Genomic DNA, 23,231 nt, shown 5'->3' on the forward strand with positions numbered 1-23,231 from the left:
AAATGTATCAGACCGATTCTTAATGATTCCTAAGAGATTTCTTAAGGTTTGCTTAAGAATTGAAAATGAGACTGACTATGGTGCCTTCGTTCAGGTCGCTTTCTATGGAAAATTGGATCGTCAACAACTCGCACATACGTTTTACGATTGAAAGTCCCAGACCGTTTCCTTTGATTTCCGGATGAGCAAGGGGATTTGAACGATAAAATGGTTCCTTGATTTTCTCCATTTCGGAGGATTCTATTCCAATGCCTTTGTCTATGATTTTATAAATCAGTTTCTGACTTTCCTGGTGGATACGGATGAAGATATGACCACTATGTTTTGAATATTTTACTGCGTTTGAAATCAGGTTTTCGATGATGATATCAACCATGTACGGATCAGTATACACAAGGTCGTGATCATCAGAGTCCAGCGAAACTGAGATAGCTTTGTCCAGAATCCTGTCCTGCTGACGGATCAGAATTGTTTCAGTAAGTTCTGATAGGCCGATTTTTTGAAAATCCATATCTTTTTTCTGGCTTTCAAACCGGGCAAGCAGTAGCAGCTGATCAACCAGATAGTTAATCCTGTTGATTTCTTTAATGCAATAAGCAACTTTATCAATGTATTCCTCAGCCGTTCTGGGTTTTCTTATCAACACTTCCAATGTGCCCTTGATAACAGCGAGTGGTGTTCTGAGCTCATGGGATGCATCGGAGGTAAACTGTTTTTCACGATCCACAGCATTTTCAATCCTGTCCATCAAGGCATTAATCGTTGTAACCAGCTTTTTGAGCTCATCTTTGCGGGCAGGCAAGGGGATACGTGCAGTAAGATTTTCGTTGGTAATTTTGTCAGCTGTATCAATCACGCTCAGCACGGGTTCAATGCTGCGCCCGGCCATGTAACGCGTAATTAAGAAAAGTAGTAACAGTACGACAGGAAAGGAGATCAGTAAAGCGGTTTGAAGATTGGACATGACCCTTTCCGATTCGTCAATTGGTAATGCAACAATCAGATAACCCACTTTCTGGGACTTATCTTTTACGACGATCTGCATTTGGGCAATACTTCTTCCAAGGAGTTTCGTCCTGAAAAACAGCATATCTGCTTTTGAAAAATCCGGCTTTAATTCATTTGTTTTCAGGTTAGGTGATTTGTCAATGACTTTTCCGTCGAGGCCTGTCAGCTGGACAAAAATCGGATTTATTTCCAGGAAAAGATGCTCTCTTTCAAGCCATTCGATTTTGTCTTCAAAAAAAGGTACTCCATTTTTCATCCCAAGCTCTTCCAGATGCTCCCTGGCTTCAAAATCCAGATCTTTCTCAACTCTTCCAAAAACGGTAAGATTGACGATCAGATAGATGACCAGAAAAACCACGGCGATCAAAAGCGCCGTGCTCAGTGTAAAATTGAGTGCAATTTTATTTTTGAAAGATGTGGTCATTGGGTCAGTAAATATCTTTGGCAATGTATCCAACGCCTCGTATCGTTTGAATATAATCTTCTTCCCTGGCGAGTTTTAATTTTTTGCGCAGGGAGTTGATATATACATCAATGACGCCCGTATTATATTCAAAATGGATATCCCAGACACTCTCAATAATACGCGACCTGCGGCAAACTTTTCCCTTGTTACGCACCAGATATTCCAGCAGGCCAAACTCTTTCTGGGTCAGTTTTATTTCTTCTGATTCCTTAAAAACCTGGTGAGAATGCGTGTCGATACGAATCGGCCCGAGCGTAAACTCTGCCTGTTCACCCGTTTGCGGCCTGAGCTGCACTTTGATCCTTTCCAAAAGTTCTTCAAAGCTGAATGGCTTTTTGATATAATCATTTGCACCCGCCTGAAGGCCAAAAATCGTATCCTGAACCGTATCTCTGGCTGTAAGAAATATCACCGGAGTTTTTGGATGTAATTTTCTGAAATCACGACAAACCTCAATTCCGCTTTTTCCCGGCAGCATCCAGTCGATCAAAAGCAGGTCGTATTCTCCTGACAGCGCCATTTCCAGTCCTTTGTGTCCATCAGTGGCAGTATCAATTGCATAGGATTCCTCTTCAAGACCTTGTTTGAGAAAATTCAGTATGCCGGTTTCGTCTTCTATAATGAGAATTCTCATGCCTTTTTTGTTAAGGGGAATTTGCTTTTTGACAGTGCCGTGATCGTACCTGTCAATTTCTGGTAAAGTAAGCATTAGCAAATGGTTATCTATCAAAAATAATTCTTAAGATCGTCTTAAAAAGTATTTAACAGAAAACACCTGTACTGCTAAATACAGTGAATCCGGAAATTTTGAAAAAGTATTTTAGTTGTGTGATGGTATTCTTTTTGAAGCTTCAATATCAGACATGAGAGACGGCTGATTTACATATATTGACCCGCGTTGTGACCGAATGGTGAAATATAATTTACTACCGGTGGCATGATTTTAACATTTCATGGTTCAGTATTTAATGCTAGAAACAGGAAGTGAGATTAGAATCGCTTCATTTCATCATTTAACATTAACCAATTCATTGTTATGGCTCATACAGTTGTATCCATTTTCGAAAATTTAGAACAGGCACAAAAGGTGCAGGAAGTGCTTTTGGGCAATGGTTTTACCCAGGATCAGGTAAGTATCAGAATTGCTTCATACAAAAAGACCGATACTCCTGAAAATCAACATCCTGAGGAAACAAGTGAAGGATTTTTAAGCTCAATAACTGATTTTTTCAAGGATCTTTTCGGGAGTGATGATCATCAGGTTGAGCAGTATGCCCGGGCCGCTCATCATGGTGCACTGGTTAGTGTACATACTGCAACAGAATCGGATGCCGACAAGGCCGCCGCCATCCTGGATGCTTATGGAGAGGGGAATACTGATGAAGTAAATGCAGATATTTCTTCGCCTCAACATACATTTTTGGACGATCCCTTAAATCCGGTATTTTCTAAAACTGATGATCATTCGGGCGATGATATTCAATCCCGGGCCTCTCGTTTAAAAAGCCGAATTGTTGAAAGATCAGTAAATAAAGGGAATTTTTAATTGCGATTTCAGTGGTAACATTTTGTTTTATAATAAGTTACAGAAAAGCTAATCATTATCTGAAATTTTTCCCGCCATATCAGTCTGTGTGACATTCGATTTAAGGAAAAAATAAAAAGTAATATTTGGGGTCTTAAAGGTTTTACCTTCGAGATCCCAAAATCAAATTATTTAAAGAATTATAAGGCACCAAATTATAACTTAACAATCTATAAAACTTAGATGGGACATATTTATAAATCATCAAACAAATCATCCTCGGAAGCTGAGGATCAAGAGAGTGCATATCCTTTTTATATCAAGGCACCGATGATCCTTATCGGACTTTACCTGTTATTTTATATCGTTGCGTTATTGCAGGACATATTGGTGCCATTTGCTTTCGCAGGGTTAATCGCCATATTATTAAATCCGGTATACACTTTCCTGGCCAATAAAAAAATAAACAAAATCGTGGCCATCGCGCTGACGATTCTTCTTGCGATCCTTGTTGTAGCGGCGTTGTTATTTTTCCTGTCGGCCCAGATCGCACAGTTTGGAGAGATGCTTCCACAATTACAGACTAAATTTCTTTCGCTCATGCATGATGCGCAGGAATGGATTTCAACCCAATTCGGGATGTCTGAGCAGAAACAGGCCAGTATGGCCAAGGATGCACTAAATGGAAGTAAGGCCTTTGTTGGAAAAACACTTGATACCCTGATGAGCATGTTGACATTTATGGTGCTAATCCCTCTTTATGTGTTTCTGCTTTTGTTTTACAAACCGCTGATACTGAACTTTATTTTTGAAGTTTTTGAACAGGATAATTCTGATCAGGTCGCTGAAATTTTACAGGAAACCAAAGGAGCCGTTCAAAGTTATATTGTTGGACTTATGATTGAAACTTCCATAATTGCCGTTTTAAACTCGGGAGCTTTGTTAATTCTGGGAGTGAAATATGCCATTTTACTGGGCGTTATCGGAGCCATCATGAACCTGATTCCCTACATTGGCGGTATCATCGCCATCGGTCTTCCTGTATTGATGTCACTGATCACAGGTGATAATTTAACAACACCACTATTGATTGTTGGCGCATACACCCTGATCCAGTTTGCTGATAATAATATCATTGTTCCCAGAATTGTTTCGTCCAAAGTGTCTGTGAATGCCCTGATCTCAATTTTAATCGTACTTCTTGGAGGCAATTTGTGGGGTGTCAGCGGTATGTTTTTATCAATACCTTTCGTTGCTGTTTTGAAAATTATTTTTGACCGGATCGATGGATTGAAACCCTGGGGCAAATTGCTTGGGGATACAATGCCGACCGATTCTCCACAGAATGTGGTGAACAAAGCCGAGATGTAACTGTAACCGTTTTATCAAGGGTTGTTATTCCGTTTTGTAAATGCTCAATTATAATTTTATAAGTAAACCATGGCATCAGGATTTTTTGCAATTTTAGATGATATCGCCTTTTTAATGGATGATGTCGCCATGGCGACCAAAATAGCGACGCGCAAAACGGCCGGTATTCTGGGAGATGATCTGGCTGTCAATGCTGAGAAAGCTACTGGTTTTTTGTCCGACAGGGAATTGCCCGTGCTTTGGTCTATTACAAAAGGCTCATTTTTAAACAAAATTATAATAGTACCACTGGCTTTGTTGCTGAACGTATTTTTCCCCGCAGCGATTACCGTGATACTTCTTTTGGGAGGACTTTTTCTGGCTTATGAAGGTGCCGAAAAAATAGTTGAGTTTTTCCGGCACTATGGAAAGGAAGAGGTGGTAACTGCTAAGGAATCGGGTTCAGCTGTGATAAGCGATGAGAAGGTAAAAATAAAATCCGCCGTAACCACCGACTTTATTTTGTCCGTTGAAATTGTAATCATAGCGCTGGGCACTGTTGCCGATCAGCCGTTGACCATACAGATTTTAACGGTTTCTCTGGTAGCGCTTTTGGCAACAGTTGGTGTTTATGGCATCGTGGCGCTTATTGTCAGAATGGATGATGCCGGTTATAAACTGATTAAAAAATCCAATGATAAAGGATTCTTTTCAGGCCTGGGTAATTTGCTTGTGAAAGGACTCCCTGTTATAATCAGGATTTTAAGTGTGGTGGGTACAATTGCGCTTATTTTGGTTTCCGGCGGGATTTTTATCCATAACATTCATTTCCTGCACGATTTTTTGCCGGCAATACCCGACATTGTCAAAGAATTTGGAATTGGTTTAGCCGTGGGGCTGGTTGTTTTTATAATAGTAGTTGGTTTCAAGAAAATCTTTCCAAGGACCAGAAAATAGACATTATTTTCTTCTAATTCGAAATGCTGTTTTTATATTTCAAACTGACCTTTTTTAAATTATACCGCTCATCGATTTCCTATATACAAAAAAAGCTCTTGCTCAGAATCAAATTATTTCTGAGCAAGAGCTTTTCTTTATTATTGGTTATCAGGCTTTTACAGCCTTGTTTTCAGGTTCCTTCAAGTCCAGACGATATATTTCCATGATATTTTCCAGCAGTTTCTTGAAGTCAATATTCAGATCGATCAGGTTTCCGGAATTTACATCAAATACCCATCCATGAACAGTTAAGTCACGATCACGCTGTGCTTTTTGTACCTCCGCTGTTTTGATCACATTGATACACTGCTCTTCAACATTCAATTCAACCAGTCTTTTGTAACGCTGTTCCTCGTTTTCAATGGCATTCAATTCATCCTTATGCGTGCGATAGACATCACGAATATTTCTCAGCCATGGATTTAATATTCCCAAATCACCTGATTTCATCGCTGCCTGCACACCGCCGCAATAGTAATGTCCGCAAACCACAATGTGATTAACTTTTAAATGCTCAACGGCATAATTAATTACTGACATGACGCTTAAATCGGTATTGGGAACCATATTGGCGATGTTCCTAAGCACAAAAACATCACCCGGTGCCACGCCCATGAGCTCCTCAGCTGATACGCGGCTATCTGAACAACCGATGTAGAGGATGTCAGGCGTTTGCCCTTTCGAAAGGTCACTAAAATAGGCCGGCTCAATATCCAGCTTTCTTTTAACCCAATCCTGGTTATTTTGAAAAATTTTTGCAATATCCATTTCGAGAAATATTTGTTAAGAGAAAATTTTAAACAAAAAGTGCCTTAATTCTGCCGGCGCAAATTAGTAAATTCTTGCAATTTTAGAGCGTAAATCAGGTAATTGGTTATGAAGATGGTTTTCGGTATGTGAAGAATTGTCTGGTATTACTTTCTTCATTTGTCTGAAATATTTTCATAAAACCAAAAATGCCTGACGAAGTAATTAGCCAGGCATTCTGAAATTAACCGTAAATAAGATTATACTTTCACGTTAATCAATGTTATTCAATTCTTTTTTCAAATTGTACCAGGTTTCTACGTTTCCCTCGCCCGAGTCGGTAAATTCATCAGCGATGTGTTGCAGGAAGGAAAACTTTTCTTCTTCTGATTTTAGATGCAGAGAATCCTGGTTGCCTTCAGCTTTTACTAAATATTCACTGCCATCATTTGTAACTTCCTTTGATGTATGAAATTTGCCGGCACTTTCGTAATTATTTACTGAATTGTATAGATCATATACGTCCTGGTGACCTTCAAGATTTACCTGTGAGATCCATTCTTTGTAATCAGTTACTTTTCCCATATCAAATACTAATTTTTCTTTGTGTTATTAAAGAGTCAACACTAAAACTATACCAAACCGTCAAGCGGGAGTTGCTCCATCTGTTTAACGTTTCTTCCGTCTTACCTGATTCCAGTTTTTTCAGCTAGGGAACAGGATGATGTAACGCTAAGGGTACTCAGTTTGGGTAAATCACATGGAAAGGTAATCCGGCACAATTTTTTGATACATTTATTTAAACCTAAAAATTAATAAACTCATCAAAAACTAATAGCAATGGAAAACGATAAAGAAATTGTAAGCGATCTTAAAGGACTTGTAAACATCATAAACGACGGTAAAGAGGGTTACGAATCTGCCGCAGAAACAACTGACAATCCGGAACTGAAAGCACTTTTTGCCAAATATGCTGCACAACGTGCTGTTTATGCACAGGAATTAAAAAGCCATATCGCTACACATGGCGGTGAATCGACAAATGATGAAGGTGGCGTTTTGGGTGCTTTACATCGTACCTGGATTGATATTAAACAGGCACTAAGCAGCCACGAAGACGAGGCTATTCTGGAAGCTGTAACAACCGGCGAAAAAGCGGCACTCGAAAAATATGATACTGCATTAGGTGATTATCTGGAACACGCCGATCATATTGATCTGCTTCGTAAACAAAGAGCAGGAATTGCTGATGCACTCGCAGCAGTGATGTCTCATCAAACTGTTAAATAATAACCCACAGATCGGGTAGTCAGGGCCGGGAGATTTTCTTCCGGTCTTTTTTTGTTTTCAAATATTAATCTTTTGGTTTTTATCCAAATGTCACAAATATTTTTCTGCACTCGTCTGATCAATCGCTGCGCTCGTCGGCCTGTTTTTGAATCTCGTAAGGATTAATTTCCAGGCGTTTATGATCCGTTATAGATTTGTCCTATCAAACAATAACAAAAAACAAGATCATGAAAAAAATCCTTTTAGTCGTGTTAGGACTGGTAGCCGGTTCAGCATCTTTTGCCAATACAAATGAAAACGGAAAGCCTTCTACGTATGCTTCGGTGATCAATAATGAAAAAGTTAGACTGGTCGTAGCACCGATGAATGCAAATGCCAGACTTGAATTGTCGGACGATCTGGGTCACGTACTTTACACCAGTAATCAAAATTTGGGCGGTGGGTTTTTGCAGATATTTGATATTTCAAAACTGGAAAAAGGAGAATATAAACTCTCTGTTTCGGTAGGTAAAGAGCGTACAGTAAAAACTTTTGACATTTCAGAAATGCCCGTTCAGTCGCTGGTTACAATTGAACAGGAATGAATGACCGGGGATATCTTCCAACCGTCTTACGGTGCAGTGATGTCTGCTATTTTTTTAATCGATATAAAAAAGGAGCTTTGTTAGCTGCACCGGTAAATTTCTTTTCAAGCCGATCGAGAATGTCAAGATCCAGAATTTTTTTCTGGAAGTTATTACGGGCAAAAGGTTTATCAAAAATTGCTTCGTAAAGCTCCTGAGCTTCTTTCATTGTAAAGGTTTCGGAAAGCAGATTAAACGCCAATCGTTTTTCATCAACATTAACTCTCAGGCTTTCCAGGGCTTTTAAAACGATATCATTATGATCGATAATCATAGACGGCAAGTCCTTAATATTTATCCAGTGAATGGACTCGTCAAGATCTGTTTTTTGTGGAACCACCTTTCGTATATCAACCAGGGCATAATACCCGATGGAAATAAATCTCCTGGTAAACCACTCATACTCGACTTTATTTGACTTTTCGTCGATAGACATATGAGGATTTAGTGCAATTAATTCATCAATAAAATTGAGATTGTTCCTCGTTGCGTTACCAAAAACATAAAATTGATCAAGATAAATTTCGCTTATACCTGTCCGTTCTTGCAGAATTCTGTTTGCGGCCTTATCGATATCTTCATTTTGAAAAACAAAACCACCAGGTAAAGCCCAGAAATTTCCGTTGAAATTCAGCTTGTTAACGAGAACCTGAAGTTGTTTTTGGTGATATCCAAAGATGACGCAATCAATAGAGAGCTGTTGAATAAAATTCTGTTCGCTGGGATTATGCATGCTTATTGGTTTTATAAGAATCGAAATTACGGTTTTCTGATTAACTGTCGAAAAAATTGTACTGGCCGCGCTGGTGCTTTGGAAGTGCTATCAACCGATATCTTCAATTTTATAGTATTGCACAATATAAATTTAAAACATGAAAATATTTATTGTCTAATATATAGACAATATTATAAATAATGATACTTTTGTTCATCCATCACTTAAATTCTTTTCAGGATGCAGGTAAAACCGATTTTATTCAGGCTGATTTGTCTGGGCTTATATCTATCAGGTCAGTTGTCTTATGCTCAAACGCCTGCCATCAACATTCTTGTTTTTAGCAAAACGGCAGCGTTCAGACATGCGTCGATCGCAGCTGGCAAAACAGCGCTGACAAAGTTGTCGGGCGAGAAAAGATTTACAGCAAGTTTTACCGAAGATGCGACGCAGTTCAATGACAAAAACCTTAAAAAGTACAATGCCGTTATATTTTTAAATACCACGGGTGATATATTAAATGACGAACAACAGGTTGCTTTTGAAAGATACATTCAGGCCGGCGGAGGTTATGTTGGCATTCATGCCGCTACGGATACAGAATATGGCTGGCCCTGGTATGGAAAATTAGCCGGAGCCTATTTTCTGGATCATCCGATGACACCAAGTAATGTGCAAAACGGTAAATTTATCGTTACTCAAAAAAATCACTGGGCCACGCAGGGAATGCCGGATGAATTTGAGCGTAAAGATGAATTTTACAGCTTCAAAGACATTTCTCCAAAAATAAATGTGGTACTAAAAATTGATGAAAAAAGTTACATCGGTGGTAAAAACCCTGATTTTCATCCAATCAGCTGGTATCAGGAGTTTGATGGGGGACGTTCATTTTATACTGCAATGGGGCATACCGATGAAACATTTTCGGAGCCGCTTTTCCTTAACCATTTATGGGCCGGAATTAAATACGCGGCTGGCGGAGATGCACCTAAACCTTTGAATTACACAAAATCAAAACCCGAAGAAAACCGGTTTACAAAAGTAATTCTGGAAGAAAAACTGGATGAACCAATGGAGCTGAGCGTATTGAATGATGGAAGAATTTTGTTCATTCAGCGAAAAGGTGATGTGCGGATATATAATACAAAAACAAGGGAACTGAAAACGATCGCTAAAATTCCTGTCAGCTTAAAGTACAAAAATAAACAAGGCAAAGAGTCCGTTGGGGAAGACGGGCTTCTGGGCCTTAATAAAGATCCAAACTTCGCTCAGAATCACTGGATTTATCTTTATTATTCCATTCCGGAAGAACCAAAAAACATATTGGCCCGGTTTGAACTGAAAGGTGACGGATTGGTATTGGAATCAAAAAAAGTGCTGCTCGATGTGCCAACCCAGCGTGAGGAATGCTGCCATACAGGCGGTTCCATTGCCTGGGACAAAGCGGGTAATTTGTATTTATCAACAGGGGATAATACCAATCCGCACGGTTCTGCCGGATACAGCCCAAGTGATGAGCAGGAAGGCAGAAGTGCCTGGGATGCACAGAAATCGTCAGCCAATACCAATGATCTTCGCGGGAAAATAATCCGGATTAAACCGCAGGCTGATGGCACTTACACCATTCCGGAGGGAAATTTATTTCCAAAAGGTACCGCGTTGACGCGTCCGGAAATTTACACCATGGGGCATCGCAACCCGTTCCGTATCTCCATTGACCAGAAGACAAATTACGTATACTGGGGAGAGGTTGGCCCGGATGCATCCAAGCCGGATTCCACCAGAGGGCCGGCGGGACATGATGAGGTAGGGCAGGCGCGCAAGGCTGGTAATTTTGGCTGGCCACATTTTGTAGGCGACAACAAAGCATATAATAAATACGATTTTGCAAATAAAAAATCCTTGGAAAAATGGGACGCCAATGCGCCGTCCAATACTTCCCCAAATAATACGGGTCTGAAAGTTTTGCCTCCGGCGGAAAAGGCGTTTATCTGGTATCCATATGCGGTGTCAAATGAATTTCCACTTGTGGGCAGCGGGGGCAGAAATGCGATGGCAGGCCCCGTTTTTTATGCGGACGAGTTCAAAAAAGCACCCGGTGTTTTTCCAGGTTACTACAATGGTAAGCTGCTTTCCTACGACTGGATGCGCGGATGGATTATGGCGGTTACGATGGATAAAGACGGGAACTATGAATCCATGGAACGTTTTATGCCAAGCTATAAATTCTCTAACCCCATGGATATGGAATTTGCTGACAACGGCGATTTGTATATGCTGGAATATGGTACTGGCTGGTTTTCTGCCAATAATGATGCTCGTCTGATTCGGATTGAATATAATGGCGGTAACCGCAAACCAAACCTGCAAATGGCGGCGAACCAAATGGGCGGCGCAGCACCGATGGCTCTCAAACTTAGTGCAAAAGGAACAACAGATGCCGACGATGATGTACTTGGTTATTCCTGGAAAATTTCATCAAAAAATGGTTTTCAGAAAGTGATAAATACGCCTGATGCTAATTTGACACTTGCAAAAACAGGTGTCTACAAAGCGACACTTACGGTGAACGACGGTAAAGGCGGTATCAGCTCGCAATCAATGGAAATTACGGTTGGAAACGAGCCGCCCGTACTAACTCTGGAAATGCCGGGCAGCAATAAATCATTTTATGCAGCCAATAAGCCTTTTCGTTACGATATTAAAGTAAGTGACAAGGAAGACGGTGCACTTGGAAAAGGTATTGACCCGGATCAGGTTGCAGTCAATATTGATTATTTGCCGGAAGGTTTTGACAAGATCGCCATAGCGCAGGGACACCGTTCTGCTGATGCCAATGCGCTTTTTTCAAATGGGAAAAAACTTATTGAAGCCAGTGACTGCAAAGCCTGCCATAGCGTTGACAAAAAATCGATCGGACCTGCTTATCGAGACGTAGCTGCAAAATACAAAGGTGATAATTCAGTAGTTGAAAAACTGACTAAAAAAGTAATTTCAGGCGGTGGCGGAGTTTGGGGTGAAACACCGATGGCGGCGCATCCCCAATTATCTGCGGCTGATGCTTCTGAAATGGTTAAGTATATTCTCAACATAGCCAATGAAAAACCAAAGGAGAAATCGTTGCCGGTTAAAGGTAGTTATGTTGCAAAAGTTCCGTCAGGAGATAAAGGAAAGGGGATTTTTATTGTCAGGGCAGCTTACGAAGATGCAGGTGCCGCCGGCCTTCCTTCTGTTAAATCGGAACAGTCTTTTGTATTGAGAAATGCAAAAGTGGATGTACATGGATTTGATGATTATGACAACATCATGAAGATTTCCAACAACGGCATGAACCTGGCCATTGCTTCCAAATCCGGTGCTTACATGGTTTTAAAACAAATTGATTTACATGCAATTTCTGGCTTGCAGTTGATGGCGATGGCTCCAAAAGCACAGCTGAATGCGGCAGGTGGAAAAGTGGAATTACGGATGGATAGTCCAACAGGAACATTGCTTGGAACCTCTGAAATTCTGGAACCCTCAGAAGCACTGGATTTTAAGCCCGCAACACTGGTAGTGCCCATGAGAAATCCGGAAAATAAGGATATCGGATTACATGATGTCTACCTGGTTTTTGTAAATCCCAAAGCCGAAGAGCGTTCACTCATGATCATCATAGGAGCGGAGTTCAAGCTTCCCGAAAATGACCAGCCCTGATTTATTAAGTATTAACAAAACAGATATTTCCTAAATCTGGAAGTCCGCGAATCCGGGTAAGGAAAAATTTATAACAATAATAATAACAACTTTTCAACATCAATTTTAACAATGACAATTATGAAAAAATTAAACTTAATCTGCCTGTTTTTAATGCTGGGTGTGGTTTTTACCAGCAATTCACAAACTACTGCGCCGGCTGATTTTTTCGCCGGAAAATGGGAAGTGACCATATTTGGTACACCCAATGGAGATTCGAAGATGATCGTGGATCTGGTGAGAACGGATGGTAAGCTTACCGGACAAATGTCAAATCCTACTGAACCAACGGCTGAAAAAGTACCGGTTACTGTTGATGAAAGTGCTGATTTAATAGATCTTGCCTTTAATGCCCAGGGTTATGATGTCACGATCAATCTCAAAAAAGTGGATGAAGACAACATGAAAGGCAGTTTGTTAGGCATGTTTGATGCGACGGCAAAGAGAATGAAATAATTATCTAATGTAGCAAATGAGTGGGTTATCAGAGGTATAAGAATCCTGACAATTGATCGTCAAGGCTCTTATACTTCTTCTTTTATTATCTCATACCAAAGTTCCGTCATACCATTTTTGTAAGTAGTAACATCTTTCAAATGTAACATTTGCTCTTGACCAATGTTGTCAAAAAACAAAGTGCCGCTACCTAAAATAATTGGTAAAATGGATACCCTTATTTCGTCTGTCAATTTAAAACGGATGAAATCCTTAACAAGAATAGCGCCGCCAACAACCCAGACATTCTTGTAATTCGGCTTCAAATGATCATTCACAAGATCAGTCAGGTTACCAGAAAAAAATTCAATATTCGGTCTTTCGGCAGGCAGGTTTCTGCTGCTTACAACAATTGTTGGTTTGTCGCCATACGCCCAGCCATACGATTTTGAAAGTTCCAGTGCGTGTTCATAAGTGCGTGACCCCATCACATAACAATCTATTGTTTTCAGAAATTCTTCTGGATCTTCTCCGGTAACACCTTTCTCATATTTGCTTGTTGACTCAAACCATGAAATGTCATTGTCATTTTTGGCAATTATGCCATCAAGACTGGAAACCATGTGTATCGTCAGTTTAAATTTTTCAGTAGCCATTTGCTGTTAGGTGCTTGTTAACGGGTTTTGGAAAAATATAAATTCTTGTACCCCTGACATACAGTTGTCATAAGGCAATCGGAATTTTGCGTGATCATTAAAAAAAAACAAAATGAAAGACAACAAAATTAAGATTGTTCCTGACAATTACACTTCCGTGACGCCCTGGATCATTTCTCCTTCTTCGGCTGATCTGATCGAATTTTTGACGGAAGCCTTTGAAGCAGCAGAAATTCCAGGCAGCAGAATTACCGATGAAAAGGGCGTAATTATTCACGTAGTCGTAAAAATAGGCAATGCTTTGGTCATGCTTTTTGACTCAAAAGAAGATTGGGCACCAACTCCGGCTTTTCTTAATCTGTATGTTGCAGACGTGAAAAAAACATATCAGAAAGCACTGGAATTGGGAGCTAAATCTGTGACGGATATTACGACGCTGTGGTTTGGAGAAAAAGTTTGCAGGATTTTGGATCCTTTTGGTAATCTCTGGTGGATAAATGAACGCGTCGAAGAAATTGATTTTACGAATCCTGAAATTGGAAAACGAGCGTCTTCTGCGGATGCTATCGAAGGAATTGCCTACATCCAAAAATCGTTGCATGAAGCATTGTTAAGTCAAAAAGATTTTTTTGAAAATAAAGCGAAGTAAAAATAAAGGAAGGAATCAGATTTAGACTGTTCCTTCCTTTTTTATTTAATTCCGGATTATTTGTTGATTGATTAGCTTGCTACCATAGCTTCGCGCCCGTTGAAGCCGCGTAATTCTCAAACTTTCTCCGTTCCAATCAGGAATATACCTGATACTTATTTATCTTTTTCAGATACTGACTCGTAAATGCAGAGGAGATTATTATTGCCGTTTTCTTTCGATTCTGGGAAGAATAGTTTACATTCAATAGAACTAATTGTAGAATAAATGTAATATTTGAATTTTATTTATAAACAGGATGTTAACTCCTGATTGCCAGCTTAATGATTTTATATACCAATGCATGAAGATATTTTGACGGCTAATCAACCCATGACCGAATTTACAGAAGAGAGAGGGCTTTTGGAGCGCTGCGCAAGCGGCGATAGGGAGGCTTTTGCAAGTTTATATACTTGTCATCTTTCTTCATTAATCCGGTATATTTTTCTTTTTACAAGATCAAGGGAGCTTAGCGAAGAAATTGTTCAGGATGTTTTTGTGAAGATCTGGGAGAAAAAAGAAGGTCTTTTGTATGTACAATCATTTCAGCCCTATATTTTTAAAACGGCAAAAAATCTCCTGATGGATCATCTGCGCAGGGAGCAAACGGAAAACAGGTACCGAAATCTGACGGGCCCGTTTTCTGAGGAAAGCACAGATCAGACGGATTCAGAAATTATCTACGGTCAATACTTTCAGCTTGCACAAGATGCTATAAGTCAGCTTCCTGAAAAAAGAAAACAGATTTTTGAGCTTAAAACAAAAGAAGAATTATCGCTGGACGAGATTGCCGAGAAGCTTTCAATCTCTAAGTCGGTTGTCAAAAAACAGCTTTATGCAGCTACGAGTTTTGTGAAAGACTATCTCCGTAAACATGGTGAAATGACAACAGATATGGTAATTTTCATGTATTTCCTGTCTGGTATTCAATAAGTTCAAAAAAAAGTAAAAATAATTTTAATAGTGAGGGGTTCTTTTAACAAGCCAATCCGTCTTCTCACTATATGGAAGAAAATTACTACCCCTTTCTTGAAAAGTATGCGGAAAACCGCCATACCGAAGAAGAGCATCAGGCCTTTCTGCGTTGGTTTAATTCTATTTCCCCTGTTGAAGCGAGGAATGTGATGGACCGCTATCAGCTGCTTTTAAAAAATAATGCAGAGCCTGCAAATCCGGATATTTATTCTGATCTGATCGGAAAAATTGAAGCCCGTATCGATCAAATCGAAGATGAACGGGTTTTAGATTATGAAAATGATCACAAAGCCAACGTTGTAAGTCTTTGGTGGTATTTCCGCCGGTTTGCTGTCGCGGCAGTATTGGTTCTGATAGGAATCGGAAGTTATTATACCATGCTCCGAAAATCAAAACCTACAAAAAATATTGCCGGTCAGACACTTTCAACCGATGCGGCTCCGGGCGGAAATAAAGCCATGCTGACCCTTGCGGATGGATCTGTTATCAATTTGAACGAAGCGGGTGATGGACAAATCGCAAGCCAGTCTGGTATCAACATCAATAAAGTAACCGACGGCCAGTTGGTTTATGGAAAACAATTGGAAGATCGTGATGGCGTTCCTGATAAATCCGGTATCTACAATCAGATCACCACACCCAAAGCAGGTCAGTACCAGATCAGTCTTTCGGATGGTACAAAAGTCTGGCTTAATTCTCTGTCGTCTATCCGGTTTCCGGCGGTTTTCAGTACGGATGAAAGAAAAGTTGAAATTACCGGAGAGGTGTATTTTGAAGTGGCCAAAGTCAGTCAGAATAACAAGCGAGTTCCTTTTCGGGTGGTTTCCAATAACCAGATTATCGAAGTGATCGGAACACATTTTAATGTCAATTCTTACCGTGATGAGTCTGTTGTGAAAACAACCTTGCTGGAAGGAAGTGTGAAGGTTTCTACGATTGCAGACGGAAAGATTTCTTTGGAAGCGGTGAAATTGAAACCAGGCGAACAATCCATCGTAAAACCGAAACAGGCCGAAATTGCTGTCGAAAAAGTGGATACAGAAAGCGCAGTGGCCTGGCAGAAAGGTTATTTCAAATTTAAGGATACCAATATCCAGGAAGTGATGCGCCAGCTTTCACGCTGGTATGATCTGGATGTTGTATACAGTGGGCCGCTTCCGCAGGATCAGTTTACAGGTTATGTGTCCAAAAAGGTAGCCATTTCAAGTGTTCTGAATATACTGGAAGAAGGCGGCGGAGTGAAATTTAATGTAAAAGACAAAAAGGTGGAGGTGAGTGCTTTGGAATAATTAACAGGTAACAACTACAATTCAAAAATTTAAACCAACATAAAAATGGACGACAGCTGACGGAAGTTTGCAGGATGACCAAAAAAAACACTTCGGAGTGGAGTCCGAAGTGGAATCAGCCACACTTGATTCCCTGGCAGGAAAAAAGTACAGCGGAAAGATTCAGGTTAAAATCCAGCCCGGTATTTATTGCGAAACACGAAACATGTACCATTAACCTCAACAATGTAAAAGTATGAAATATGCTTTACTTTATCAATGCGGGTTTGCCCGCATAATTCCAGGTCGCGTCTGCTCAGAAGTGAGTGTGCTTCCTGGCGGCTCAAAACTCAAAATAGGACGAATTATGAAGCTCACCGCTTTGCTTTTTCTGATAGCATTTATGCAGGTCAGCGCGGGCGTATATTCACAGACCGTTAGACTGAACGAAAATAATAGCGGTCTGGAAAAAGTATTTAATGAAATAAGAAAGCAAACAGGATATAATTTCCTGTATAACAACCGCTTGTTGAAAAATACATTACCCGTAAATATCCGGGTTAATGGAGAAGAGCTGAAATCTGTTCTGGATCGCGTATTTGAAAACCAGCCGCTCAGTTATTCTATTATCGACAAAACGATTGTTGTTAAAAAAAGAAAACCGACAGCAGTAAATAATGTTCCTGTCAACGCACAAAGCAGTTTGCCGCCTGCTTCGCTAGCAAAAAGTGATATTGGTCCAACCAGTTTATTAACAAATAAAGTGTCGGGATATCTATTGACGGCCGTTGATGTTTCCGGTAAAGTGACCGACGAAAAAGGTGAGCCGCTTCCGGGTGTAAGTATCGTGATCAAAGGTTTGCCACAAGGAACAACGACGTCTGCCGATGGTAGATTTTCGCTTTCAGTTCCGGGTACCAGCTCGGTTTTGATATTTTCTTTCGTTGGATATTTGCCGAAAGAAGTACCGGTTGGCAATAAAAGCGTTTTAGATGTTACGCTTCTGGTTGATACAAAAGCGCTGGAAGAAGTGGTTGTAGTAGGTTATGGCCAGATGAAAAAGGCTGATCTTACTACTGCGCAAACTTCGGTTTCAGCGAAAGATATCGGGAGAACGGTGAATACGACCATTGAACAGGCCATTCAGGGAAGAGCGGCGGGCGTGTATGTAACACAAAATTCAGGTCAGCCTGGCGGTGGTATTTCTGTGAATATTCGCGGTGTAAACTCCATTAGTGGCAGCAATGAGCCGCTTTACGTTGTTGATGGTGTGCAGATTCCCGGCCAGTCTGTTTCTTTTGGGTCGCAAAGTTCTTCAAATCCACTGGCTGGATTAAACCCTGCTGACATTGAATCCATTGAAGTATTGCAAGGTCCTTCCGCTACGGCGATTTACGGTTCCCGGGCAACCAACGGGGTTTTGATCGTTACGACAAAACGTGGAAAATCGGGTGATACCAAAATTTCCTACGGTTACCAGTATAGCTTACAAACTGCACCTGAGCCGCTTGGCGTTATGAATTTGCAGCAATATGCGCAGATGGTGGGTGAATACCATCTGCTTGCCGGTGGAAACACACCCACAGAATTTCTGGATCCTTCCTTGCTTGGAACAGGAACAGATTGGCAAAAGGAGCTTTTCAAAAGTGCTCCTATGAACAAACATCAGTTGAGTTTGAGTGGTGGAAATGATAAAACGACTTATTATTTATCGGGAGAATATCTGAAACAGGATGGTGTTGCGCTGGGTTCAGGTTTCAACCGTTATGGTTTTCGTCTTAATCTTGATAACAAACCAAGAAAATGGGCGTCTTTGGGAGCGAATTTGAGCTTTAACCAAACCAATGATAACCTGACAACAAGCCAGGAAAATGTGATTGCCAGTGCTTTGCAGCTGACACCGCAGGTGCCGGTGAAAAACCTGGATGGATCCTGGGGCGGAGGTGATCTGAACAATGGTGCAAATCAGTTTGCGCCTGTTAACCCGATCGCCATCGCAAACCTGACCACGAATAAATTGTTGAGAAGACAGTTTTTAGGAGGCTTGAATCTTGGGATTGAAATTGCAAAAGGACTTAATTTCAGGTCTTCTTTCAATACCAATGTTGGTTATTCAAATTCAACCTATTACATCCCGACTTATTCAATCGGCTGGGCGAAAAATGTTGCGGCTTCCCTTACCAACGTAAACGGCGTTAATACCTACTGGAACTGGAATCAGCTTTTGGAATACGTAAAGTCCTTTGGCAAGCATAATATCAATGTTATGGTAAGCCATGAAGCGCAGGAATCGGACTGGAAAAATGTTGGTGCTACAAGGACTGGCTTTCTTACCAACGACATTTATGACCTTGCAGCGGGTGATGCGCTTACTTCTAGTAATTCGGGTGGTTCGGGCAACTGGGCCATGGAGTCGTATCTGGGAAGGCTGAATTATAATTATGCCGATAAGTATATCGTGATGGGAACGGTCCGCCGTGATGGTTCTGCCAATTTTGGAAAGGATAATAAATGGGGCTTTTTCCCATCGGTTTCTGCGGCATGGAGAGTTTCGCAGGAAGCTTTTTTCCACGTTCCGGCCATCAGTGAGTTGAAATTGAGATTTGAAACGGGAATTACAGGAAACCAGGGCGGAAGCGGAGGCATTTATTCTCCGATGGGAACAGGTGCAACACCAACGTCAACAGGATTTCTACCTACAAAATACAGCAATCCTGGACTTAAATGGGAAGAGACCAAAACGAATAACTTTGGTATCAATGTAGGTTTGCTTGATAACAGGATTCAGTTTGAGCTGGATTATTATATCAAAAATACAGATAACCTTTTGATGGAAAAACCGCTTCCCTGGTATATGGGAACAAACGGAACTGGTGCGGTAGGTTCACCAACGGTAAATATTGGTGCATTACAAAACAAAGGTTTTGGCTTTACAATCAATACTACTAACATTAATAAAGGCGGTTTTAAATGGGAAACCAGTTTTAATGTTTCAAGTTTTAAAACAAAAATCAAATCTTTCTATTCTGAAAGTGCTTTTGTAGACCGTACTTCATGGTGGTTGCAGGATTGGACGCAGCGTTCGGAAGTGGGTAAGGCACCCTGGCTTTTCAGAGGATATCAGGAAGAAGGCTTATTCCAGTCGGTTGCCGAAATTGATGCCAGTGCGGTGCCTGTTGATAACAACGGAAATCGCCTGCCAACCAATGTAGACAATATCTGGGTGGGTGATGTCAAATTTAAAGACCTGAACGGCGATGGAAAAATTGATGAAAATGATTTGACTTCCATTGGTAATCCATGGCCGAAAATGTTCGCAGGATTGACTAACACATTCTCTTACAAGGGTTTTGATTTGAGTCTGTTGTTTACAAGTACCTATGGAAATGACATTTACAATTATCTAGGCAAGCTTAATACCAATGCAAGTAATATCAATTTGAGCCGGAATCTTCTGGTGCATGCGATGGATTATGCAAAACCGATTACCAATGAATCGGGTGAAGTGGTATTGGCAAATCCGGGAACCGATGTGGCCAGGATTTCAAACGGCCCGAATGGAAACTTTACCCGTCATACGGATAAGTGGGTAGAAGATGGCTCGTTCATTCGTCTGAAAAACGTATCGCTGACTTACAATGTTCCTGCTGCATTTTTGTCAAAACAAAAAATTGTAAGAGGAGCCAGAGTGAGTTTTGGTGCACAAAATGTTTTGACGTTCACCAAATATACCGGCTTTGATCCGGAAGTTGGAGCTTATGTGTCCAGAGATGCAAGTCCTGGTAACCAGGCGATAGGTCTTGATTATGGCCGCTATCCGCTCACTCCGGTTTATACTTTTAGTTTGGGCTTAGACTTCTAATTTTTGAAAAACATGAAAGCGATTAAACATATATACTACTGGATTGCGGTATTGATCCCGGTTTTTATTTTATCGGCCTGTAAGGAAGATTTTCTGGAAAGACCTCCGACGGATTCTATCGTGGATGCCAGTTTTTATCAAACCGACGACCAGGTGTTAGCGTCAACTGCGCTTCTGTATAGCAAGGTATGGTTTGACTATAACGACAAAGCATCATACAATCTTGGCGATTTTCGGGCGGGAACTGCGTATTCTGCTTACAATGACCGGGGAAATGTACTTTTCAATACAACAGGAAACACACCTGAAAATGGTTCTGCATGGAGATCTTTTTTCATCGTCGTTGGTCAGTCAAACCTTGCAATCAATAATATCAATCAGTTTGCAGGAACAGCCGTTTCACCGACTGTTAAAAAAATGGCTATTGCCGAAGCACGTTTTATCCGGGCCCTTGCATATCGTTTTTTGGTGATGAACTGGGGAGCCGTTCCGGTTATTGAAGACAATCTGAAACTTTTGTCGGATACCACCGTGACCAGAAATACGCCTGAAAGTGTATGGAAATTCATAACAAGTGAAATGCGTAGTGCTGCCAACGATCTGCCTGAAACGCCGATCCGTCCCGGACGCGTAACAAAGTGGTCGGCAGAAGGTATGCTTGCCCGTTTTTATCTGAACCGTTCTGGTGTGGAATCAAACGGATCCGGACAAAGAAGTCAGATGTTTTTGGATAGTGCAAAATATTATGCGGAAAGGGTAATCACAAAAAGCGGTGCTTCGTTGATGAAGAATTATTCGGATCTTTTTCTTTTTCCTTATGATAACAATCCGGAATCTCTGTTTTCGCTGCAATGGGTTTATTCTCCGGGAGCATACGGTACACAAAATACATCTCCTGCTTACCTGGCTTACAGTTCTGACATTGCCAACGGAGACGGTTGGGGAGGCGATAAAAGTGCAACCTGGTGGATGATCAGCCAATATGACGGTATCAAAACCACGGCTACCGGCATGCAGGGAAGAACGCTCGACCAAAGATTAAAAGCAACTTTCATGCTTCCCGGTGCATCATATCCAGAGATCACCCAGACTATTCCGGGAGGGGAACAAAAACTGATTTTTCCTTTCACAGGCACTGATAATAACTTTTTGGGAATTAAAAAGTATGTAACCGGAAAGGCAAAGGATGTTGGCGGGCTGGCTGCGTCTCAAAATTATGGGAATGATACCTACATGATGCGTCTTGCAGAAATGTATCTGATTTATGCTGAGGCGGTTTTGGGTAATAATGCTTCTACTACCGATGCCACCGCGCTTGCGTATTTCAACAAGGTGCATACACGTGCCGGCCTTCCTGCTGTTGAAGATCCTTTAACTTTTGATGCGATTTTCAAAGAAAGAACTGTCGAGTTTGCGATGGAAGGTATGGCGTGGTACGATCTGGTCAGTTTGCATTATTACAACCCGGCCAAAGCTTATGCTATTCTGAATGCGCAGGACCGTGGACTTTTCTTTACGGCACCGGATCAATTTCCAAATCCGACATCGTGGACATTTACCAAAACATCCTGGGCAACCAACGAACGGACGATTATTGCGAACAGCGGAAATTTCCTGTTGCCGATTCCTTCGGCGGAGTTGAGCCAGGCGCCTAATCTTCAAAAACCGGCGGTTGATTATTACAAAAAATAATTTCTGTTTTTGTATCAAAATGAATCATTCAATGAAGACTATATATCAATTCACTGTGCTGTTCGCAATATTATGCGGAATGGCCGTTTTTACAATTTCCTGTTCGGAAGATGATCTGCCAAATGGCGGTGCTCCGAGTATCACCTATGTGCGTGTTACCAAACCTGAATCTTCTGACTCGCTTTTGGTGGGCGCTTTTCAGGGAACCTTAATTGCTATTGTTGGTGAGAATTTACAGGACGCTTCGGAAATCTGGTTCAATGACCAGCGTGCTACCTTGACACCAACTTATGTAACCAGTAAATCAATTCTGGTCAGTATTCCAAGCGTTATTCCGAAGGATATTACCAACAAAATGAAGATCGTATTTACGGGCGGAGCGGTTTTGGAACACGATTTTAAAGTGCAGATCAGTGAGCCGTCTCTGGCCAGTATGGCTTGTGAATACGTTGCTGCGGGTGAGGTTGCTACAATCAGCGGAGATTATTTTTATGAGCCTCTGACCGTTACGTTTGCAGGTGGTGTTAAAGGTGAGATTGTTTCGGTTGAAGCAAAAACGATCAGGGTACGAGTACCGGCAGGTGCTGCGCCAGGGCAGATTACCGTTGCTACGAATTTTGGTGAAACAAAATCAGATTTCTGGTTCCGTGACAACCGCAATATTTTCCTGAGCAGCGATCCTTTTACAGGTTGGTGGAATGAGAAATATGTTGTTACCAAACCAGCAGAAGGCGATCCGGTAGCGATTAATGGAAACTATATCCGTGTAAAGGAAGCTATCGCAGGATGGGCGTGGAAAGAAGTTGCAGGCGGCCCGCCGGATGCCATGGGCGCTATCAGCAAAAATGTCCCGGATGAAGCCATTCTTAAACCGGCCGATTACAACCTGAAATTTGAGGTGAATACTGTGAAGCCTTATAATAACAACATGTTGAAAATCAATGTAGGATTGAGCAAGGATTTTGTTACTGATGCTTACCAGTGGGCTCCGCCGTATGACACAAAAGGCGAGTGGAGAACAGTGATTATACCTTTTGAACAGATTGCTGCAAGTTACGAAGCGGCAGGTGTGAAAATGGCGGTAAGTCCGGCTGGCTATTATACCAGGTTGTTATTTCATGGAGGAGGAGATCTTGATGCCGACATTTCGCTCGACAATTTCCGTGTGGTTCCAAAAACAATTAAAAAATAGCCCTA

The 23,231-nt window shown here is 41.1% G+C and carries 19 protein-coding genes; 13 read left to right on the top strand and 6 right to left on the bottom strand.

Annotated elements, in window-relative coordinates; genetic code table 11:
* Positions 1 to 52: 52 nt before the first annotated feature.
* Together LXL81_RS02315 and LXL81_RS02320 are read right to left on the bottom strand one after the other, a co-directional pair.
* Positions 53 to 1,432, bottom strand: coding sequence for a HAMP domain-containing sensor histidine kinase (locus LXL81_RS02315; RefSeq protein WP_234645089.1), 1,380 nt, complete (start codon positions 1,430 to 1,432; stop codon positions 53 to 55).
* 4 nt (positions 1,433 to 1,436) lie between these two features.
* Positions 1,437 to 2,108 (bottom strand): response regulator transcription factor, encoded by a 672-nt coding sequence (locus LXL81_RS02320; RefSeq protein ID WP_234645090.1) that lies wholly within the window; start codon positions 2,106 to 2,108, stop codon positions 1,437 to 1,439.
* A gap of 402 nt (positions 2,109 to 2,510) precedes the next feature.
* Between LXL81_RS02320 and LXL81_RS02325 the strand changes: the two genes are divergently transcribed.
* The 3 genes from LXL81_RS02325 to LXL81_RS02335 all read left to right on the top strand — a co-directional run bounded on the left by LXL81_RS02325 (position 2,511) and on the right by LXL81_RS02335 (position 5,306).
* Entirely contained in the window at positions 2,511 to 3,020 is a 510-nt protein-coding gene (locus LXL81_RS02325) for a hypothetical protein (RefSeq protein ID WP_234645091.1), read from the top strand.
* A gap of 222 nt (positions 3,021 to 3,242) precedes the next feature.
* Complete coding sequence (locus LXL81_RS02330) at positions 3,243 to 4,370, top strand: AI-2E family transporter (protein WP_234645092.1); 1,128 nt, start codon at positions 3,243 to 3,245, stop codon at positions 4,368 to 4,370.
* A 69-nt stretch (positions 4,371 to 4,439) separates the two neighbouring features.
* Positions 4,440 to 5,306 carry a DUF808 domain-containing protein gene (locus tag LXL81_RS02335; protein WP_234645093.1) on the top strand — a complete coding sequence of 289 codons (867 nt, stop codon included), beginning with the start codon at positions 4,440 to 4,442 and terminating at the stop codon, positions 5,304 to 5,306.
* Positions 5,307 to 5,456: 150 nt separating this feature from the next.
* Here the strand turns inward: LXL81_RS02335 and LXL81_RS02340 are convergent, their stop codons facing one another.
* Positions 5,457 to 6,116: a carbonic anhydrase gene (locus LXL81_RS02340; RefSeq protein WP_234645094.1), complete on the bottom strand. Its 660-nt coding sequence runs from the start codon at positions 6,114 to 6,116 to the stop codon at positions 5,457 to 5,459.
* Between the two features lie 252 nt (positions 6,117 to 6,368).
* Complete coding sequence (locus LXL81_RS02345; RefSeq protein ID WP_234645095.1) at positions 6,369 to 6,680, bottom strand: hypothetical protein; 312 nt, start codon at positions 6,678 to 6,680, stop codon at positions 6,369 to 6,371.
* Between the two features lie 255 nt (positions 6,681 to 6,935).
* Between LXL81_RS02345 and LXL81_RS02350 the strand changes: the two genes are divergently transcribed.
* The gene (locus tag LXL81_RS02350; RefSeq protein ID WP_234645096.1) at positions 6,936 to 7,385 is read left to right on the top strand and encodes a PA2169 family four-helix-bundle protein; all 450 of its coding nucleotides are present in this window, start codon (positions 6,936 to 6,938) and stop codon (positions 7,383 to 7,385) included.
* Positions 7,386 to 7,612: 227 nt separating this feature from the next.
* On the top strand, positions 7,613 to 7,969 hold the full coding sequence (locus LXL81_RS02355; protein WP_234645097.1) for a hypothetical protein: 357 nt from the start codon (positions 7,613 to 7,615) through the stop codon (positions 7,967 to 7,969).
* A gap of 46 nt (positions 7,970 to 8,015) precedes the next feature.
* Here the strand turns inward: LXL81_RS02355 and LXL81_RS02360 are convergent, their stop codons facing one another.
* Positions 8,016 to 8,741, bottom strand: coding sequence for an NrtR DNA-binding winged helix domain-containing protein (locus tag LXL81_RS02360; protein ID WP_234645098.1), 726 nt, complete (start codon positions 8,739 to 8,741; stop codon positions 8,016 to 8,018).
* 222 nt (positions 8,742 to 8,963) lie between these two features.
* On the opposite strand from LXL81_RS02360, the gene LXL81_RS02365 reads away from it, so the two are divergent.
* Entirely contained in the window at positions 8,964 to 12,419 is a 3,456-nt protein-coding gene (locus LXL81_RS02365) for a ThuA domain-containing protein (protein WP_234645099.1), read from the top strand.
* Between the two features lie 120 nt (positions 12,420 to 12,539).
* The gene (locus LXL81_RS02370) at positions 12,540 to 12,914 is read left to right on the top strand and encodes a hypothetical protein (protein ID WP_234645100.1); all 375 of its coding nucleotides are present in this window, start codon (positions 12,540 to 12,542) and stop codon (positions 12,912 to 12,914) included.
* A 68-nt stretch (positions 12,915 to 12,982) separates the two neighbouring features.
* Here LXL81_RS02370 and LXL81_RS02375 read toward each other — a convergent pair whose 3' ends face one another.
* Positions 12,983 to 13,549 carry a dihydrofolate reductase family protein gene (locus LXL81_RS02375; RefSeq protein ID WP_234645101.1) on the bottom strand — a complete coding sequence of 189 codons (567 nt, stop codon included), beginning with the start codon at positions 13,547 to 13,549 and terminating at the stop codon, positions 12,983 to 12,985.
* Between the two features lie 112 nt (positions 13,550 to 13,661).
* On the opposite strand from LXL81_RS02375, the gene LXL81_RS02380 reads away from it, so the two are divergent.
* The 6 genes from LXL81_RS02380 to LXL81_RS02405 all read left to right on the top strand — a co-directional run bounded on the left by LXL81_RS02380 (position 13,662) and on the right by LXL81_RS02405 (position 23,226).
* Complete coding sequence (locus LXL81_RS02380) at positions 13,662 to 14,198, top strand: VOC family protein (protein WP_234645102.1); 537 nt, start codon at positions 13,662 to 13,664, stop codon at positions 14,196 to 14,198.
* A 372-nt stretch (positions 14,199 to 14,570) separates the two neighbouring features.
* Positions 14,571 to 15,170 carry an RNA polymerase sigma factor gene (locus LXL81_RS02385; protein ID WP_234645103.1) on the top strand — a complete coding sequence of 200 codons (600 nt, stop codon included), beginning with the start codon at positions 14,571 to 14,573 and terminating at the stop codon, positions 15,168 to 15,170.
* 71 nt (positions 15,171 to 15,241) lie between these two features.
* Entirely contained in the window at positions 15,242 to 16,501 is a 1,260-nt protein-coding gene (locus LXL81_RS02390; RefSeq protein ID WP_234645104.1) for a FecR family protein, read from the top strand.
* Positions 16,502 to 16,736: 235 nt separating this feature from the next.
* Complete coding sequence (locus LXL81_RS02395) at positions 16,737 to 20,342, top strand: TonB-dependent receptor (protein WP_234645105.1); 3,606 nt, start codon at positions 16,737 to 16,739, stop codon at positions 20,340 to 20,342.
* 12 nt (positions 20,343 to 20,354) lie between these two features.
* On the top strand, positions 20,355 to 22,034 hold the full coding sequence (locus LXL81_RS02400) for a RagB/SusD family nutrient uptake outer membrane protein (RefSeq protein WP_234645106.1): 1,680 nt from the start codon (positions 20,355 to 20,357) through the stop codon (positions 22,032 to 22,034).
* 31 nt (positions 22,035 to 22,065) lie between these two features.
* Positions 22,066 to 23,226, top strand: coding sequence for a glycan-binding surface protein (locus LXL81_RS02405; RefSeq protein ID WP_234645107.1), 1,161 nt, complete (start codon positions 22,066 to 22,068; stop codon positions 23,224 to 23,226).
* The last annotated feature ends 5 nt before the right edge of the window (positions 23,227 to 23,231 follow it).

Source organism: Dyadobacter sp. CY356 (genome assembly GCF_021440195.1).
In the GTDB taxonomy this organism is placed as follows: Bacteria; Bacteroidota; Bacteroidia; order Cytophagales; family Spirosomataceae; genus Dyadobacter.